Raw genomic sequence first — 19,825 nt, forward strand, 5'->3', positions numbered from 1 at the left:
GATGAAATTTTGGCAAAGAATATACATTTTATTTTTGACATTATTTATTTTAACCTTTAACTTTGCAGGAATTTTAATAATAGAAAAGATTCATAATGAAACATTAAAAAGCGAAGTAGATAGAGCTTTAAGTGAACAGTTGAGTATTTATTCAGGGGTGAATTTAAGTATTCCTGTGTATGATACTTTAAGGATGTATTCCCGTAATATCAGCTCTGATAATGAAATTTTATCTAATGCTATAAATGATTATTATAAAGAATACAATGATAAAAATGTTTTTGTTGAGATTTTGGATGTAAATAATAAAAGTGTATTTAGTAATATTAATTTTAAAATGCCTGATAAAAGAGATGAAATCGAATCACTTCAACCAGATACAAGACAATATATAATAAAGGATATAGGTGATAAATCATATATATTCATATCAAATCTGATAAGTATAAACAAAAAATCGTATAAATTTACTTATGTACGAGATATTTCAAGAATTTACGAAGAAATAAAAAATCAGTATATTTTCTTTTTAAAATTGGACGGAGTAGTATCTTTAGTGTTCATGGTGTTTATGTATTTTATAAGTAAATATATAACAAAGCCAATCCAGAACCTTATAGGAGCTACTAAAAGAATAATTAAAGGTAACTTTTCCGAAAAGGTAGAAATAAAATCTAAGGATGAATTTGGTGTGCTGGCAGAGAATTTCAATATAATGGCTGGTGCTGTTGGGGAAAAAATAAATGACTTAGAAAGAAATAATAATGAAAAACAGAGGTTTATCAATAACTTGGCTCATGAATTAAAAACACCATTAACTTCTATAATAGGGTATGCAAATTTACTTAGTACCACCAAATATGATGAAAAAAATTTCATAGATGGTCTTGGTTATATATACAAAGAAGGAAAACGGTTAGAGGAATTATCTTTTAGGTTAATGGACTTAATACTATTAAAAAAAGAAGAGTTTAAGCTGCAAAATGAAAGCATAAAAAACATTGCTTTTGAAGTAAAAGGGTCATTGATACCAAAACTTATTGAAAAAAACATAAACTTAGTAATAGATGATAATGATTTTGAAATGATGATGCAACGTGAGTTAATGAAGGTATTACTATCCAATCTTATAGATAATGCTATAAAAGCTTCCAAGGCCAAATCGGAAATTCACATTGGTATTAACAAATTTAAATATGAAGTTGAAATAAAAGATTATGGCATAGGAATTGCTAAGGATCATGTAGATAAGATTTTTGAACCTTTTTATATGGTAGATAAAGCAAGAACTAGAGCAAATAATGGTGCAGGATTAGGTTTATCAATATGTAAAAAAATATTAGACATTCATAATGGATGCTTTAAAGTTGAAAGTGAAATAGATAAGGGGACTTCAATTAAATTAATATTTAATAATAGTGAAGGGAGTGGATCATCCCATGAAACATAAAACAATACTTCCTATGTTATTAATTTTTAGTATTTTTTTAACTTCGTGTGGAGATTTTACTAGCATAAAAAAGAATCAATTAGTAGTTGAAAAGATAGGTAAAAAAGTTACCGATACTTCAGATATAGTGAATGATAAAAAAATCTTAACAGAGGAGGAAGCAAAATTAAAAACTTTAGAATATTTAGAAAAATATTTTAATGTGAAACTTTACATGTCAGAGATTGAAAGTAATGTTAGCTTCATTAGCTCATCTATGGTAAAAAAAAATTCAAGTCTAATAAATCAAAGTAGTATTTCAAAATTTCAATTGAAATATAGTAACTCTGTATTAGAAAACGGTTTATATCATGTAGAATTTTTTACAAAAGCAGTAAAACAAGCACAAGATATAAATTCCACATACTTTTCTATGAAAATAGATTCAAAAACAGGAGAATGTATATATTTTAACAGTTACTATAATGATCTTTATGGTAAACCTTCTTTAAAAAACAGTATTGATATAAACAAAGCAAAAATAATAGCAGAAGAATTTATTTTAAAAAATAATATTGGTAATATTAAAAATGTAAAGTTTGTTAATCAAATAGTAGAATATCAAGAAAGCTACAATTTAGTATTTGAAGACAACGACGCAGGTGATAAGAAAGTAATGATTTCTATTGATAGAAACACTAAAAAAATAACCGGTTTTTTAGTAGGAATAATATAGAGAATTTCGTATGATAGCTGAACAAGTATGTAAAAGTATAATACACATTTCATAATTGGAAATCATGAACAAAATTTAGCGGATGATAAACTAAAACTATTTACAAATACTTTACAACTATTAATAACTTATAATATATCGTCATAATATAATTAAATATATCAGATAAACCATTAAAAGAAAAAAAGATGAAATACTAGTTAACATATTGTTTAAATACAATTAGGGGAGAATTATGATAAAAAAAAGCAAGAAGTTTAAGAGAAGAAGAAAAATAGTAGCTATAATGTTTATTATTATATTATGCAGTTTAGTTTATACAAGATATGCATATTCTTATAAAATGGAGGTTAAAGCCAAAGAAAATCATGTATTACAGGTTAGGGCGCAGACAGTATTGGAAAAAAGTAAAGAAGAAAAGGCGGCTAGTGCAGCTATAGAGCTAAGGGCTAAAGTCGCTAATGCTGCAAATACTTATGATATACAAAAAATATCAGATATAGCTAAAGGTAAAGGAGTTAAAGACGGTAAGAAAATTGCGTTTCTTACTTTTGATGATGGGCCATCTACTACTGTAACACCCAAAGTACTAGATATACTAAAAAATAATAACATAAAAGCAACCTTTTTTACTCTTGGAAATGCTATAGAATCTAATAATTCAAGCAAAGAGCTTATAAAAAGAATTGCAAAAGAAGGACATGCTTTAGGAAATCATGGTTATAGTCATGATATGAAAATAATATATCCTCATAACAAACTTGACGTAAATGTTTTTATGGCTGAAATAGAAAAAACTAACAATATTCTAGAAAGTATTTTAGGACAAGATTTTAATGCCCGAGCAATAAGAATGCCAGGAGGTTATATGTCTAGAGTGTACTACCATGATCCTAAGTTGACTGAGTTGAATGCCAAGTTAAAAGAAAAAGACCTATATAGTATAGATTGGAATGCATATGTTTTCGATGCTGAGGGTAAAAAGAAAACTTCACCTGAATTAGTAGAAGCATTTAAAGAAAATGTAGGTAAACAGGAAAAAATAGTAGTATTAATGCATGATACATATGGTAAGGAAAGTACGGCAAAAGCATTACCTGAAATTATAGACTATCTAAAAACAAGTGGATATGAATTTAAAATTATAAAATGATTTTAGTATCTTAGAATTAGTAATAAATTCAGAAATTAGAGGAGCATATAATTTTTTTATATGCTTTATTAAGGAAAATATGACGACAAATGAGTGTAATTATATGTTAAGTTGTTCTAAATAATCTCGATAATAAGAATAATGGTTTATTCGAGCATGCGAATAAATATCTTGTATTTTTTTACAAATTTTATGTAGAACAATATAAAAATGCAACTAAATTACAATTGCAAGCGTTATATGAGTGTAAACAATTGAAAAAGTTTATCATTTTTAACTTATGAAGAAGATTTTAATATTAATGTTTTATGGGGGTATTAAGTAAAGAATAACAAAATTAGAGCATAGAAGATGGGGGTATATATTAATGAATAAGAGAATTACGAGCTCAATTATTGCTGCTTTAATGATAGCAGGTTCAACATCCATTACGACATTTGCAGCAATGGGAAGTGGCAGTGTTGTTATAGGTAACAAAGCTTTCGACTTAACGTATGCTAATAATCAGGCAAATGCTAATGAGATTGCTAGTGCAATAACAGCTGGCGGAGAAGTTTATATTAAAGATTTTGAGGGGCATTGGAAAAGTAATATTTCAGAATCAATAATTAATGCAAATATTATACCAGCTGTAACTTACACGAATGATGATGGGACATCTAATTTTGATGCTGGAGATAAAGAACATGTGAATATAATAACAGTTCAATCTGTTAGTTCTATTGCTAATAAAAACGTAATATACGGGGCAACTGCTGCAAATATTGGACTACCAACAACAGTAACACTTAAATTAAGTGATAATACAACTAAGGACGTAAGCGTTACTTGGACAAGCTCTACTTATGATGGAACTAAAACAGCGACATACATATTTACTGGTGTTTATGCACTTCCAAGTGGCGTAACTGGAACAAAGCCAACTGTAAAAGTTAATGTTGTAGTTGGAGTAAAACCTAATGCAGCTGATATAGCTTCTGCAAAAGCAGTAGATACTAAAATAATAGCATTGCCAGCATTAAGTGCTTTAACATTAGCAAATAAAACAGGCGTAGTAGCAGTTAGAAATGCTTATGCATCAATAACTAGCGCACAAAAACTTTTAGTTACAAAACTTAGTACACTAGTAGCAGCTGAAGGTAAAATAGCGGATCTTCAAGCAAACGCAGATGAAAAAATAGCAGAAGCTGCGGAAGAAGCAGCAGTAAGTATTGCTGAAAAATCAAAAATGAATGTCGATGTTACTAAAGCAAATGGACTTATACAAGCAGTTAAAAATGCTGCAAAACAAGCAGAATTTAGTGAGCGAATATCTAATATTAATATATTAGATGAAATAGTATCAAAGGGAAATAATACATTTAAATTAACACCCTATGATGTTTCATTAGAGGATTTTATTAGCGAAGAAATGGGAAATACTCCAGCAGCTAGTATTGGTGGCAAGTGGCTTTATGCGGCAATAAAAGATGGAAAACTTGGGTATACATTAGAAGGTAATAAGACATGGGTAAATTCTCCAACAAATTATAACAGCATTAAAAGTCAACTTACAAGCAATATAAACCCGATAAATTTAGGAAACGATCCAGTTAAAGTTTATCAATTTGTAGAACTTAATTATTCTGATTGTGTAAGTGCTGATATATTGAACACAATGTTTGGAGAAAATAATGCATTGAGTGGCAAAGGTCAAGTATTTATTGATGCAGCACAAAAATCTGATGTAAATCCGCTATATTTAGCGGGTCATGCAATACTAGAAACAGGACATGGTACTTCACTCTTGGCAAATGGTGGTACAAAAAAAGTTACTGGCGAGTATACTTATGGTATGCCTGTATATAATTTGTTTGGGATTGGTGCAATTGATAGTGATGCAAATGCAGCTGGGACAAGCACAGCATTCAAAAATGCCTGGACAGATGTAGACTCGGCGATATATGGAGGAGCAGCATTTATTTCAGGAAAATATATAAACAAAGGTCAGAATACGATTTACAAAATGAGATGGAATAATTTGAATGTTAATCATCAATATGCAACAGATGTTAGTTGGGCAAATAGTCAAACAAAAATTATTAAACAATATTTTGACTTATGTCCTGAGGCTAAGTTAACATTTGATATTCCAGTTTATAAGTAAGACAAGCATTAGTTGTTAACCGTCCCCCACATTTTATTGACTGTATATATTTGTATTTATTGGACAAACTAATATATAAATGAATACATATGTATCAGTATTGATACACATAAATTATAGTGATATAATGATGATAATATTTAATGTAGGAGGGGTTAGTTTGGACAAGATAGCGCTTATAACAGACACTACAAGCGATTTGAGAAGTGACTTAATAGAGAAATACAGTATTAATGTATTGCCCTTTAGGATTATCTATTCTGATAGAGAGTATTTGGATAATGTGGATATAACACCACAGGATGTTTATGATAATATGAAGATAGAAGTACCTACATCCTCATTGCCATCAATGAAGGATATGGAGGAATTATTTTTAAGATTAGAAGAAGAGGGTTACACTCATGCGATAGCAATAACTTTATCTACTGGGTTATCTGGTATATATAATGCGATGAAACTAACAAGTGATAATCATCCGAGTATTATCACTCATGTATGTGATTCACAATCCATAGCACTTGGTGAAGGATTAATAGTTACAGAGTGTGGAAAGCTTATACAAGAAGGTAAGAGTTTTGAGGAAGTAGTTAAAGCTATTCCATCTATTAAAAAAAGAATCCATTTATACTTTTTAGTAGGTACTCTGGAATACTTGAAAAAGGGTGGAAGAATAGGTAAAGTTGCAGGCACAATAGCTGAGCTTTTAAATATCAAACCTATAATTTCACTTGATGAGGATGGTAAGTATTGTACCGTCGAAAAGGTACGAGGTAGAAAGCAGTCTCTTAATAAACTTATAGAACTTACAAATAAGATTTTGGATGAGAAGAAATGTAGGGTTTATATGTTGCATGGTGATGCAATGGATGAGACAAAACAAGTAATGGAGAAAATAGGCAAACATCCAAATGTTATTTCCATAGAATTTGTAGGATATATAAGTCCTGTATCGGGTGTTCATAGTGGACCAGGTTTGGTAGGAATGGTTTGCATAGAGGAACCTTAGATAAAAAGCCTACTAACGAAGTAAGTAAAGAAAATGAGATAGACATTAAGGTCGAGGAAAAGAGATTGTACATTGAATATAAGAAAAAACTTTTGGAGCTTCGAAGAGTTCGAAAGGAAAAAGAAGCGGTGGGTCAAGTATTCACAAAAGGATTACTACCTTTGTATGTGTTATATACTCTAAGCCTCGGGGAAACTAATGGTAACGACATATCTCATAAGATAGGCGAGAGAACAAATGGTCATTGGATTCCTAGTACAGGCGGAATATACCCTCTTTTAAAAAAACTGGAAAAAGAGAAACTAGTAGTTGGAGAGTGGAACGAATCTAAAAAAGCACAAAAGATTTACAAAATCACTGAGCAAGGTAGATTAGAATTAGAAAATAAAAAATACTTACTGCGTGATAGGATTGAAGAGGCTTTAGAAGTATTTAAAATAATCTATAGTGATCTATATAATTAAAACATTAAAGGTTGTAGGTGAATTATAATATGTTCATCTGCAACTTTTTTAGTATAAAAAAATTAGTATGCAATAATAACAACATCAAAATACATTTTATAAAGTATCATATATATAAGAAAGCTTAAAGTTTGAATTAACATAAGGAAAGCCCGTACAATACAGTTCATGTATTGTATGGGCTTTCCTTATGTTATAAACTTGCCACGCCACGTGGCAGTGGAACTATAGCTTCAGCTTCATGTCACCTTCTTTTATCAACCCTTTCTTTCTCATGATTTCTGAGAAAAGTAGGGTTAAGGCGGCAGGAGCTATAAAATGTAGAAGTAATATTTTTAAAACTATTATAGAGGTTGGTGCGCTTCCCTGCATAGTGGCAAGTGTTCCAAATTGACCAACTAGGCCGCTGGTTCCCATACCTGCACCTATCGAATTGTTCTTCATAGCAAAAATGGTAGTAGATAAGGGTCCGAGTATTGCACCGGCAAGTGTTGGAGGTATCCAAACCTGAGGCCTCATAATTATGTTTGGTACTTGTAACATGGAGGTACCTAGTCCTTGAGATACTAAACCACTTACCTTATTCTCTCTATAACTAGCTACTGCAAATCCTATCATTTGAGCACTACAACCAACAGTTGCGGCTCCGGCTGCAAGTCCAGACATGTTTAATGAAATTGCAATAGCTGCACTACTAATTGGAGCAGTGAGGGTTAGCCCCATTAAAGTGGATACAGCAATACCCATTGGAATAGGCATAAGAGTAGTTGCAGAATTTATTACTGAACCTAAATCAGTCATAAACACTGAGATAAAAGGTCCAACAAATTTACCAACTATACTTCCAGTTAAAATAGTAACAATAGGAACTATTACAATATCTAATTTTGTTTTTCAAAACACTAAGTTTCCCAATTCGGCGCCGACTACTGCTGCGACGAAAGCTCCAACTGGACCACCACCCATATACATATACCCGAAAGCACCGGTGGCCGCGGATGAGAACATTGCAAGTGGAGTAACTTTTAACCCCCAGGCTATAGCAACACCTATAGCAGCACCGACAACAGGAGATTTAGCAGAAATGATTTCTGTAAACTCTTTAAGAAAAGCAAGTCCGGGGACTTTGGATAATTGACTTAAAATGAGTCCGATAATTAAGGAAGCGAATAGACCTAATGCCATGGCACTTAAGGCATCTAAGAAATACCGTCTAAGAGCTTTCTTTGCAAATAGTTTAAATTTTTCCATGATTTCCCCCTAATAAAATACAAAATTTAATGTGGATGTATATAAAATATATTTTTGTAGTATTAATATAGATTGTATTAGTATTATCATAAATAATATATAATATATCTACATAAAAGTATATTATCATAGATGTATACCTTTGTATATATACTTGTGTATATACATTAATAACTGACAATATTATAACATCTTATTATAAACACTTGAATAAGCAACTTATTAGTAATAAAAGGAGATAAAAGATGGAATTTATCATTTCAATTCTTAAATTTCTAGTAACACTTTTAGTAGCTTTTTTTCCTGTTCAAATTATTCTAAAGATTATTAATGATAGATTTAATATATTTACACATCTTCAGGAATTCATTAAGAAAAGCGGTAATGAAAAGTTGATAGATAAATTTGAATATGATACTTGCCACGTGGGTGGCACTTAAAAATACCAAGCGAATATTCGCTTGGTATTTTAGCACTTATGTTAAATAAAAATAACATATAAGTCTAGACTCTTAACTGTAAATTTTTATATCATATGGTATAATATTATACAGAATGAAATGTAAAAAATTTACTTAAGGGGGGCTTAAGAAAACCAAAAAAATTTACTTAAGGGGGGTAAAATTAAATGCATAAAAAGAATCATCAAAAATTGCTTAGTTTAGTAATAACATTAACATTAGTCCTATTTAATTTTAATGGGCTTTTGGGAGTCCGAAATGTAAATGCAGATCCCATAATAACATCAACGGCAGAGACGGTGGCAAAGGCAGGAGCAAAATCAACAGCGGTAACAGCAACTACAAATAAAACATTTGATATAGTAGACATTTCAGATTTTCATGGACAACTCTTAGATTCAACTAATAAAAAACCCGTAGGCGCAGCATTGTCTAAAATAGTTAAAGACGTAAAAGCTACGAACTCAGGTAGAACACTCATTATTGGAGGAGGAGATTTGTACCAAGGAACTCCAGTATCTAATGTGCTTCGTGGACTTCCTGTTCAAAAGGTGTTTTCAGACATGGGAATGGAAGTTACAGCCTTAGGTAATCATGAATTTGATTGGGGACTTGAGACAATAGATAAAACAATGATTGGCGCAAGTTACAGCATTGTTTGTGCTAATATGTACAAAAAAGGCACAAGTGAGAGACCTTATGCACCATACAAGATAATTACTAAAGATGGAGTTAGGATAGCAGTAATAGGAGCAATACTTAAGGATGCTCCAGACATAATTATGCCAGCTTTAGTAGCACCTTATGATTTTAAGGATGTAGCTACAGAAACTAATAAAGAAGCTAAAAATATAAAAGACAACAACTTGGCAGATATTGTGTTATTAGATGTCCATGATGGTGGTGCATCACTTAACACTACAGTTAATAAATTACATGGAGTAGATGCAGTATTTGGTGGACATACACATACTATTGGCGATGTTGTAAACAAGGATGGTGATAATAAGGACGTTCCTACATTAACAGCATCATCAGTTGGTAAAGGTTATATTGATTTAAAAATCACTGTAGGGAATGATAAAAAAATCATAGCTTTCTCACCAAAAGGTACAAATTGGAATCCGATTACGGTAACGGAAACTTCCGCAATAGATCCTACAGCTAAGAAGATTGTTGATGATGCAAGTGCAACATTATTACCAACATTTAATGAAGTGATTGGGAAAGATGATACTGCTTTAACTAAAGATCAAGTTGATTCACCTTATGGCGAGTCACAACTTGGGAATTGGATGGCAGACGTTGTGAAAAACTACTCAAAATCGAAAGCAGAAGTGGGAATGGTAAATAACGGAGGCATAAGATTAAGTCCAATTGCAGAGGGGAATGTAACTGTTGGAACAATATTTAATATTATGCCTTTTGATAACACTATTTGTACGGTGGCAATGACCGGAGCGCAGCTTAGATATATATTTGAGCAAGCGGTTAAAACTGATGGAGTAGGTATACAAATTTCTGGAGTTAAATTCACATATGATTCTTCAAAACAATCATACGTATCAGCTAAAGTGGCTCTTGATGGAACAGTTACACCAGAAGTATTAGGAAAAAGGGTACAAAACATAAAGAGGGAAAGTGACGGCAGTATTGTAAAAGATACAGATATAATTAAAGTGAATGCACCTGATTTCGTAGCAACAGGTGGAGACGGCTTTACTGGATTCTTAGAACCTACTATAAAAGCTAGTTTAGTAGATTCTCATTACACAGTTCGAGATGCTTTAAATGATGATGTTCGTGCTAAGGGCAAAATTACAGCCATAATGAACAATAGAATAGATAATGTAATTAGTAAAATATCAATAATAGGAACATCAGATGTACATGGAGCAATATACCCACTAGATTATAATACAGGACTTGCAGCAAATGTAGGACTTGCAAAGGTTTCAACATATGTTAAAAGTGTTCGGAAAGCTAATCCTAATACAATGTTAATAGATGCTGGAGATACAATTCAAGGAACACCTCTATCATATTATTATGACATGATAGATACTACATCTGAGTATCCAATGATGAAGGTAATGGGAGCTATGGGATATGACACATGGACACTTGGTAACCATGAATTTAACTATGGATTAACTACTCTTAATAGAATTATAGGTGATGCGAGTAAAGAGAAGATAGCAGTATTATCAGCTAACACTTATAAATCAGATGATTCAAATTATGTTAAACCTTATATAATGAAGTCATTCACCATAAATGGTAAAACAACAAAAGTCGCAGTACTAGGACTTACTACTAAAACTATAGCAAGTTGGGAAGATCCAACTCATTATGCAGGTCTTCATTTTAATGACTTGGTACTTGAAGCACAAAAATGGGTTCCAATAATAAAAGCAGCTGGGGCAGATGTTGTAATAGCATCAATTCACAGTGGTATAAAGGGAGCTAGTGATACAATTCCGGAAAATCAAACAGATGCAGTAGCAACTAAGGTTTCAGGAATTGATGCTATTCTTTGTGGACACACGCACACTGGTAAAACTTATTCATTTACAAATCCAGAGGGAAAAGTAATACCTGTAGTTGAACCAAAGAATGGTGATGGAATCTTTAGTCAGATAGATCTTAATATCGACGCTAAGGGTAATTATGTAGGGGTAGATGCAAAGAATATTACACTACCGGCTACTACAATAGCTGATCCTAAAATACTTGCAATCGCAAAGCCATACCAAGATGCTACACTTAAATATACAAATACAGTGATAGGAAAATCAACAGCATTATATGAAGGAGAAAAACAATTAACCCAGCCTTCAACAATAATGGAACTTGTAAATAAAGTGCAAGCAAATGCAGCAGGAACGCTGCTTTCTATAGCAGCTCCTCTAAGTTTAGCTGCAAAAGTGCCAAAGGGCGATGTTAAAAGGCAAGATATTATGGGAGTATATGTTTTTGAGAACTTCTTATTTGGATTAAAAATGACAGGTAGCCAGCTTAAAAATTGGCTTGAATGGTCAGTAAGATACTATGCACAAGTAGCAAAATCCACTGATCCAATAGTAAAAGACTCAATACTTAATATTGCAGATTATAATCTTGATCAATTATATGGAGCAACATACGATATTGACTTAACGCAGCCAGCTTGCACCGTAGATTCAAAAGGAAAGGTAATCAGTGGAAGTAGGATAAAGAATTTAAAAATTAATGGAGTACTAGTTAATGACACTCAAGTATTAAAAGTAGCGGTTAACAATTATAGATATAATGGTGGCGGTGGTTTTATGGCAGCTGCTGGATTTACACCTGGAAGTAAAGCTACAATAGACGCGACTTTTTATGATTCAGCAAAAGCTCTAGGAGATGATGGACAGGTTAGAAATATTATGTTCAAATATGTTCAAGATAAAGGAACGATAACACCTACTTTATCAAATAATTGGAAAATATCAAGGACTAATGTTAAGCAAGAGGTTCCAACTAATATTAGTTCTGTACCAACAGCAATAAAACTAGTACCATCAAAAAATAGTATTAGTATTAACTGGAGTAAAGTAACTGGGGCAAATGGATATGGGGTTTACAGAGCAACATCAAGTGCCGGTCCATACGTCTTAATATCAGCACCAAAGATTACGAAGTATAATAGTATTGGTCTTACTTCAAATAAAAATTATTACTATAGTATAAGATCATATAAGATGGTAAAGGGAGTTAAAGTAAATAGCCCTTATTCAGATTTAATAAGAGTAAAATCTCTAGCATCCTAATAAAACAGTTTTAAAAAATACCAAGCGAATATTCGCTTGGTATTTTTAATTAGTCTTCTCTAAAATCTAAATAAGAGCTACCGTCTAGTGGAATTAAAGCTTGAAGGCCTGGGTTGCCGCCCGCGAGGCCTATAGCATATACGGTATAAAAACGTTGAGATTTTAATCTTACGTTTGGGACATATAAAGCAATAGTTTGAGTACCTGTAGGTTTAACTTCTAATGTATAGGTTCCAGGTGGAACTTCTATATAATCAGTAGATTCTTTGTATTTAACGTTCTTAAAAAGAATTTTACCGTCTGGGAGGGTTACATCAACAGCTCCTGCATTGGGTGATAAGTGAGTAAATTTAACATAAGCATTATTAGAAGGATTATTAACTTTGGGTTCTAAAACTAAGAGCAAATCAATGTTTGGCAAAGTGCCAATTGCTGCGGCTGTATAAATCAATTCTTTCGGAATAAAAATATTTTTATTAAGTACAGGCGTGATTTTAGTGCCAGCAGGATACAATTTTATATTGTAATCACCGCTAATAACCTCAACATAATCTGTAAAGGTACCATACGTAAGATTTCTGAACTTTAATATATCATTAATATACACATCAACAGCAGGTGATTTAGGTGAAGAATGAAGAACTCTAATATACGAATTCATGGTAGCAACCCTATATATAGAGTTTTCCATATAAATAGGGTTATCTCTATATAAAGAATATGGATCATTATAATTTTTTGGACAATAAAACATAAAGGGCTCCTTTCAAACATTTTTACTATACTAATATATGAAGCAATATCATATAAGGTTACTAGTTTAAAATAGCCATTTAAAGAAAAATTTCATTTGCTTATATAATATGTGTGTATTATTTTATGTTTTAACAAAAAATAATTAAGAAAGTGCAACTATATTACAGGGACAACCGTTATACAATGTAGAAAGATTAAAAATGCGGAAGAGACAAAACATAAACTTAACCGTAAGTATACTTACGAATAAATAAACTTACGAGTGAGTAAGTTTAAGAGTGATGGAGGCAATTATATGAATAATAAAATTACAAGTTCAGTTGATACTGATTTAATGATGGCGAAAGCTACAACATTGGCAACGGTTGATGCATTGCCAAATGGTACGGTTGTAATAGGAAACAAGGCTTTTGATTTAGTTTATGCTAATGATGCAGCAAACGCAGAAGAAATTTCAAAAACGATAGTCGCAGGCGGAGAAGTTTATGTTAAAGATTATGATGGAAATTGGATAGAAAATGTTACAGGAGAGATTATCGATGTGAGTGTTATACCAGCTGTAGTTTACAAGAATGATGATAAGGTAATTAATTTTAAAAAGGCAAATAAAAACTAGAATGAAGTATCTAAACAAGAAGTAGAAAATAAGTTGTAATAAATCATAAATACTATAATAAACATATAAAAGTGCTTATATCAAGTAAAGTATATGTTCAGGTTTATATGTTTAAGTTTTATATAATATTAAAAAGAATTTTGAAAAGTGCAACTAAAGTATAGGGACAAGCGTTATATAAGTGAAAAGAATATAAAGCAGAAAAGTTATCAACCAATACAAATTATAAGTGAGTTATTTATAAGAAGTTTATTCACGATTAATTTAGTTATAAGATTTAAATAGAATTAATTAATTTTTAAAAATTGCAACTAAAATATAACCATAAACGTTATATAAGTGTAACTAATGAAAATACATAAATTATATAAAAATACATGAATAACATGAAAATTTATGAAATGTGTTAAAAAATATGAAATGTGTGAAAAATAAAGTAAAAATGTTAAATTTCATTAACATATTGAGATTTAACCAAAAGTGTTATATAATATAAATATCGTAAATTTTGTGTAAATAGTTTCAAATTATCAGAATATTATACTGTATTCGATATTTTGAAAAGAAATTTAAAATTCAAGAAACTGATTACATGCAAATTAAAGTCTTTAATTACTATGTTACTTTAAAACAAATTTAGTTCGTTTTATAGTAACAAAAAAAATAGCTCCTTAGGGGGTGTAGTTAAAGAAGAACAAATTGTATTCTTTATAAAAGGACTACAATAACAATTAGGTTTTTATTTTCAAAAATATAAAAACATATAACAATATGGGAGGGGACAAAATTCATGATAAAGATTAAAAAAATACTAAGTATGTCTTTAGTAGCATTATTTGTAACAGTTGGATCTTTAACAAATGTTACAGCAAAAGCGGCAACAGTAGCAACACCAACAATTAATTACGCAGGTATAGAACATTCACCACTAGTGGTTGGGGATACTGAAACATTTACAGTAACTTCTGCAAAATATTCAGGTGATGTTCAATACAGAGCATTTATTGGAAACGAAGCTGGTAAATGGACTGAGCTAACAACTGGATACACAGCAGCAGTAAGTTCTAAAACACCTTATGTGTTACCAGCATCAAAAGCATTAACATTAGGAAAATATAAAGTTTCAATATGGGTTAAAGCAGCAGGAAAAACTGGAGTTAAATCAAATTCAACTGGTAACTTTGATAGTTACTATGTTGCAGGACTTAATTGCGTAAGCAAAGATGATAACAACAGAGTATATACAAATGGAGCAGCAGACGTTGCAGTTACTGGCTTAACAGCTAAATTCAACGGAATAAACAATATAGGTGGAATCAGTGGACCATACCTTTATCAATTATTCGCAATGAATACAGCAACAGGAGCATGGTCAAATGGACCAGCAGGTTATGCTGCAACACCTTCAATGACATTTAAAGAAGCAGGAACTTATATGCTTGTTGCACATGTTAATACAGCAAAATCAACAACTTGGGCAAAAAAAGGATATGAAGGCTGGAAAACAGTAATGGTAAAAGTAACAAATTCATCAACAACAATATTTGATACTACAGTTAAAGCAGCAAACTTTGGATCAGTAGGAAATGTAATTTTAACAGCTGATGGTCTTAAAGCTTTCCCAAAAGCTACTCAATATCAAATAGTTACTGGTACAAGTAACTTAACAGCTAAATCACCAGTAGGAACATCTACTACAATTTTCCCAGCTAAAGTTGCAGGAGATGCAGTAACAGTTAAATTGTTTGATGCAAGTAACAATGAACTTAAAGCAATAGATGTAAAATTAGGACAATCTGGAACACTTGATGTTGCTCCAGTAGTAGTAGTTGAATCACCAATTACAGCAACTGTTAAATCTGCTTCATTTGGAGCAGCAATAAATGTTACTTCAAGTCAAGCGGGAGCAACTCAGTACCAAGTATTTAATGGCGCAAGCAAATTATCAGCAGTAGCTAATTTAGGAGCATCTACTACATTATTTCCAGCTAAAGTAGTTGGAGATACAGTTACAATTAAATTATTAAATGCAGCTGGAACAGTAGTTGGAACTAATGATGTAGTTTTAACAGCAGCAAAATAATAACTTTCAAAAAGAATTAACCCTTAATTAAAATTAATTAAGGGTTAACAATAAAATTCTAAACAAAATAAACTAAAATTAATCGGAGGTATATTTATATGAACAAGAAAATTACAAGCACAGCTCTTGCTGCCTTAATGATAGCAGGATCAACATCTTTCTCAGCATTCGCAGCAATGGCTGATGGTACAGTGGTAATAGGAACTAAAGCTTATGCATTAACTTATGCTAATGACCCAGCTAACGCAACAGAAATCGCTGCTGCAGTAGTTGCAGGTGGAACAGTTTATGTTAAAGACTTCAATGGTAATTGGGTAGACAATATTACAGGCGCAGCAGTAAATGCAAGCGTTATACCAGCAGTAACTTATACAGATGCTAAAGGAACAACTCAAATTGGTGCTGGAGATGCAAGTACAGTAGCAGCTACATCAGAAATAACAACTGCTATAGCAGCTAGTACTTTAAAAGTAACATTTAATGGTACAGTTGCAGATACATCTAAAGTAAAATTTGATGTAAAAGCAGTAGGTGGAACAGCTATTACAACAGCAGTTACTTGGAATACTGCTAAAACAGAAGCTACATTAACTAAATCATCAGCATTCACAGCAGGAGATTATACAGTTGCAGTAACTAATGACACTGTTGTTCTTCCAACACAAACTGTAACTATATCACAACAAAAAATAGCTAAAATCCAAATAACTTCAACTAAATTAGGAGTTACTACTAATGCAAAGACATCACTTCAAAAAGGATATGCAACTTATAGCATATTAGATCAATATGGAGTAGATATTACAGACGGAGCATTAGCTAATAATGTGAATTTCCAATCTGGAGTAGGTACTGTTGACGCTAAAAAAGGATTAATTACAATAACTCCAGCTAGTGGTCTAAATCTTATGACATTTAATTCAGGAGTAACAATAACTGCTAATGACACTAATACTGGTGTTTCAGCAACTGCTACTTTAGCTGTAACTTCACAATTAGGTACATTAACTAACATTACCCTTACAGGATTAACAAATGTTGATAATAAAGTGTTGACTGCAGGAAATACTACAGATGTATTCTATGCTGGATTTACGGCTACAGATATCAGTGGAAACCCTACAACAAACTACACTCTAATGAAACAAGGTTTAATATTTACTGGTTCTAGTGATGACAATAGCTTAACTACATCAAGTCCAGATGTAACAGCTAAACTTGTACAAGATCCTAAAGATTCAAACAAAGGTGTAATAGAAGTTAGAGCTACTGCTGATACAGTTTCAGTTGATATGCCATTAGTAATAACTGCTATGACTTGGACAGGATCAACTTCACAAATAAATACTACATTGCATAAACAAGCAGAGGTAGATTCATTTACATTATTATCTCCAGCTGATTCTATAGCTTCAGGTGAGTCAAAAGAAATTCCATTCATAGCATTAGATCAAAATGGAGTTAAATTAACTAAGTTTAGCGACTTCCCAAGTGATTTGGTTACATTTAATGGTTTAATAGCAACTAGAAATGTTGATGGAACACTTTCATTGAAAAATAAACCAATGGATAATACTAATGGATCAGCATCTGTACCAGAAGTAGTATCAGCAATGACAAAATCAGGTAAGTACAGTAATTTAACTCTTAATATTCAAAAGCCTACTGAAGCTGATACATTATCTTTAGATACTACAGTATTGAATACTACTATGCAGGCAGCTAGCACTAATGGTGTTACTAAACCAGCAACACAATTTGCTGATTTTGGATGGGATAATGGTGGATTAAACATTAAAGATCAATATGATAGAAATATTGATATAAATGCAAGTGAAAATGCTTCTACTTATAAAAACTATAAGGTTATAGCAACATCAAGTAATCCAGCAGTAATAACTACAGGTTCAGTTACGGCTGGTAACGGTGGTAAACTTTCAGATGGTAGTGCAACTGGAGTTGCAGGTGTTGGAGAAAATCAAATTGCTATTCAATCTCTTGCAGCAGGATCATCAACAGTTTCGTTTAGCGTGTATGATGTAAGCCAAAAAAATTCAGCAGGTGCTTTAATATTTACTGGAGCAAATTACTCAGATCTTACTGCTATAGATACAAAGACACAAACATTTACAGTTTTAGCTGATAAAGATATTAAGGATTACAAAATGGATCAAATAACTGCTCCTATGTATTCTATTAATGAGATTAATTCTAATGGTACACCTGTACTAGATGCAGTTAAGCTTAAGGGAGTAGAAGATAAGTATAAGGCTAATCCAAAAGTTTATGGTACAACATCTACTGGAGCAAAAGTAGTATTAAGAGGTACTCCAATAACAGGAGCAACTAGTTCTAGTACTGACTTTACAGTAGTTAAAGGTGCAGTTGGAACTAGGACTGCATATGACGATGTAAAAATAATTGCTAATAAATTTGCAGATGCAGCAAAAACAGGATCAAGTGCAACTATAACAGTGACACTTTTAGGTGCTGATAACATTAGTCACACACTTACTACACCAGTTACGTCTTTAAAAGCAGATCCATTAGCTGTTAGTATAGATGCTAATGTAGATACTTACGTACCAGGTATTTCAAGAATTGATGATGTTGTAACATTAACACCAACAGGATCAGATACTTATGCATCTTTATTAGGAACTACTTTATCTAAATATGATGCTACTGGAGAAAAAGGACATATATACTTTGCGCCAAAAGATCAATATGGTACAACTTCTTACCCATTATCACAGTTCTCATCACTAAGTGAAGTTGATTCACCTGAGGCAACTAATTTACAAGCAGGTTCATCTTTTGCAATTAATCCTACTACAGGAGAGTTAACTTATTCTGTACAACAAGGTGATTATGTTACAGTTTCTGGTACTACTAGTAATGGATATACAAAGACAATTAAAATTTGTTTCGGAGCTAGTGCTAGCACTGGAGACACTACAATAATAAATACAGCAGTAACTGCAATAAATGCTGGACATGCAACTGTTGCTAACTATACAAATGCAGGAATTTCAGGAGTAACCTCTGCAAACTTGGTAGCTGTTAATGCAGCAGTAGCATCAGATAAAGTAGCTAAAGGAGTATCATTAACACTTAATCAGATTAAAGCTGATGTAACGGGTGTAACAGGAATGACATTAAGTGTTGCAGCATTAAGTGCAGTAAATAATGCTACTACTGTATCAGGTATGGAGACTGCATTAGCTAATACAAATCTTGCGTTAAATGCTACTTCAATAGCTGCTTATAATACATTTACAGCTACTGGAAAAGCTAATTTTGCACAATACTTATTAGATGGTATTGTAGGTGCAGGATATAGCATAACAGATTTGCAGACTAGAGTTAGTGGAGCACCTGGAATAGCAGCAGCAGAACAAGTTGTTACAAAAGCAAATTTTGAAACTGAAATTAGTTCATTGAATACTGCTAATAAAACTGTTTTATTTGGTGGAGCATTAGACACTGCTACAAATGCTATTACTTTTACAACAACTCCAACAACTGGTACTGCAACAGGTACTTTTGATGCATTAAAGAAGCTTAATGTTACAAAAGTTACACTTGGAACAGGAACTCCAATTACAATTGACTATAACAATTTAGATGCAACTAAAGCTGCTATAACAACAGCTTTAGGTGGAACTTTACCAGGTACTCTTAAACTTACTGTACTTGTAGATGGAGTAACATTTGACAAAACTTACACAATGGCTCTTAAATAATAATAAAAATAAATCTAAGTCCATTCACAAAAGCACTTCATGTTGATTTAGTTGTGTGGAATGCGAGATAACTTGGATAAAATAACAGTATAATTTAAAGAGAAGGACAGTTGTGGATCTGTCCTTTTCTTTTTTAAAAAGATCATAGAAAATTCAACTAACACATCTTGAAATATCTTAA

At 31.9% G+C, this 19,825-nt stretch carries 12 protein-coding genes and 1 pseudogene; 11 read left to right on the forward strand and 2 right to left on the reverse strand.

Annotated elements, in window-relative coordinates; all coding sequences use genetic code 11:
* Nucleotide 1: 1 nt before the first annotated feature.
* From KPL54_RS02175 to KPL54_RS02200, 6 genes are all read left to right on the forward strand, one after another.
* Nucleotides 2-1,450: a HAMP domain-containing sensor histidine kinase gene (locus KPL54_RS02175; RefSeq protein WP_216104194.1), complete on the forward strand. Its 1,449-nt coding sequence runs from the start codon at nucleotides 2-4 to the stop codon at nucleotides 1,448-1,450.
* A complete protein-coding gene (locus tag KPL54_RS02180; protein ID WP_216104196.1) occupies nucleotides 1,440-2,165 on the forward strand; it encodes a hypothetical protein in 726 nt (241 codons plus the stop codon). Before KPL54_RS02175 ends, KPL54_RS02180 begins: the two co-directional genes overlap by 11 nt.
* 235 nt (nucleotides 2,166-2,400) lie before the next feature.
* A complete protein-coding gene (locus KPL54_RS02185; protein ID WP_216104198.1) occupies nucleotides 2,401-3,318 on the forward strand; it encodes a polysaccharide deacetylase family protein in 918 nt (305 codons plus the stop codon).
* A gap of 367 nt (nucleotides 3,319-3,685) precedes the next feature.
* The gene (locus KPL54_RS02190; RefSeq protein WP_216104199.1) at nucleotides 3,686-5,464 is read left to right on the forward strand and encodes a glucosaminidase domain-containing protein; all 1,779 of its coding nucleotides are present in this window, start codon (nucleotides 3,686-3,688) and stop codon (nucleotides 5,462-5,464) included.
* Between the two features lie 160 nt (nucleotides 5,465-5,624).
* Nucleotides 5,625-6,473, forward strand: coding sequence for a DegV family protein (locus tag KPL54_RS02195; RefSeq protein ID WP_216104207.1), 849 nt, complete (start codon nucleotides 5,625-5,627; stop codon nucleotides 6,471-6,473).
* Nucleotides 6,455-6,937, forward strand: coding sequence for a PadR family transcriptional regulator (locus KPL54_RS02200; RefSeq protein ID WP_216104209.1), 483 nt, complete (start codon nucleotides 6,455-6,457; stop codon nucleotides 6,935-6,937). The genes KPL54_RS02195 and KPL54_RS02200 overlap by 19 nt, the downstream gene beginning before the upstream one ends.
* Nucleotides 6,938-7,162: 225 nt before the next feature.
* Here KPL54_RS02200 and KPL54_RS02205 read toward each other — a convergent pair.
* A pseudogene (locus KPL54_RS02205) lies at nucleotides 7,163-8,188 on the reverse strand (PTS transporter subunit IIC).
* 245 nt (nucleotides 8,189-8,433) lie between these two features.
* On the opposite strand from KPL54_RS02205, the gene KPL54_RS02210 reads away from it, so the two are divergent.
* Together KPL54_RS02210 and KPL54_RS02215 are read left to right on the forward strand one after the other, a co-directional pair.
* A complete protein-coding gene (locus KPL54_RS02210) occupies nucleotides 8,434-8,628 on the forward strand; it encodes a hypothetical protein (RefSeq protein WP_216104211.1) in 195 nt (64 codons plus the stop codon).
* Between the two features lie 188 nt (nucleotides 8,629-8,816).
* Nucleotides 8,817-12,443, forward strand: coding sequence for a 5'-nucleotidase C-terminal domain-containing protein (locus KPL54_RS02215; RefSeq protein WP_216104212.1), 3,627 nt, complete (start codon nucleotides 8,817-8,819; stop codon nucleotides 12,441-12,443).
* Nucleotides 12,444-12,492: 49 nt separating this feature from the next.
* On the opposite strand, the gene KPL54_RS02220 is transcribed toward KPL54_RS02215, so the two are convergent.
* Entirely contained in the window at nucleotides 12,493-13,197 is a 705-nt protein-coding gene (locus KPL54_RS02220) for a DUF4397 domain-containing protein (protein ID WP_216104213.1), read from the reverse strand.
* A 297-nt stretch (nucleotides 13,198-13,494) separates the two neighbouring features.
* Between KPL54_RS02220 and KPL54_RS02225 the strand changes: the two genes are divergently transcribed.
* The 3 genes from KPL54_RS02225 (at nucleotide 13,495) to KPL54_RS02235 (ending at nucleotide 19,644) form a co-directional block, all read left to right on the forward strand.
* Nucleotides 13,495-13,815 carry a hypothetical protein gene (locus KPL54_RS02225; protein ID WP_216104215.1) on the forward strand — a complete coding sequence of 107 codons (321 nt, stop codon included), beginning with the start codon at nucleotides 13,495-13,497 and terminating at the stop codon, nucleotides 13,813-13,815.
* 790 nt (nucleotides 13,816-14,605) lie between these two features.
* Nucleotides 14,606-15,898, forward strand: coding sequence for a hypothetical protein (locus tag KPL54_RS02230; RefSeq protein ID WP_216104217.1), 1,293 nt, complete (start codon nucleotides 14,606-14,608; stop codon nucleotides 15,896-15,898).
* Nucleotides 15,899-15,996: 98 nt separating this feature from the next.
* A complete protein-coding gene (locus tag KPL54_RS02235; protein ID WP_216104219.1) occupies nucleotides 15,997-19,644 on the forward strand; it encodes a beta strand repeat-containing protein in 3,648 nt (1,215 codons plus the stop codon).
* Nucleotides 19,645-19,825 lie beyond the last annotated feature (181 nt).

It is taken from the genome of Clostridium estertheticum (assembly GCF_018861295.1).
GTDB classification, from domain to species: domain Bacteria; phylum Bacillota; class Clostridia; order Clostridiales; family Clostridiaceae; genus Clostridium_AD; species Clostridium_AD estertheticum_D.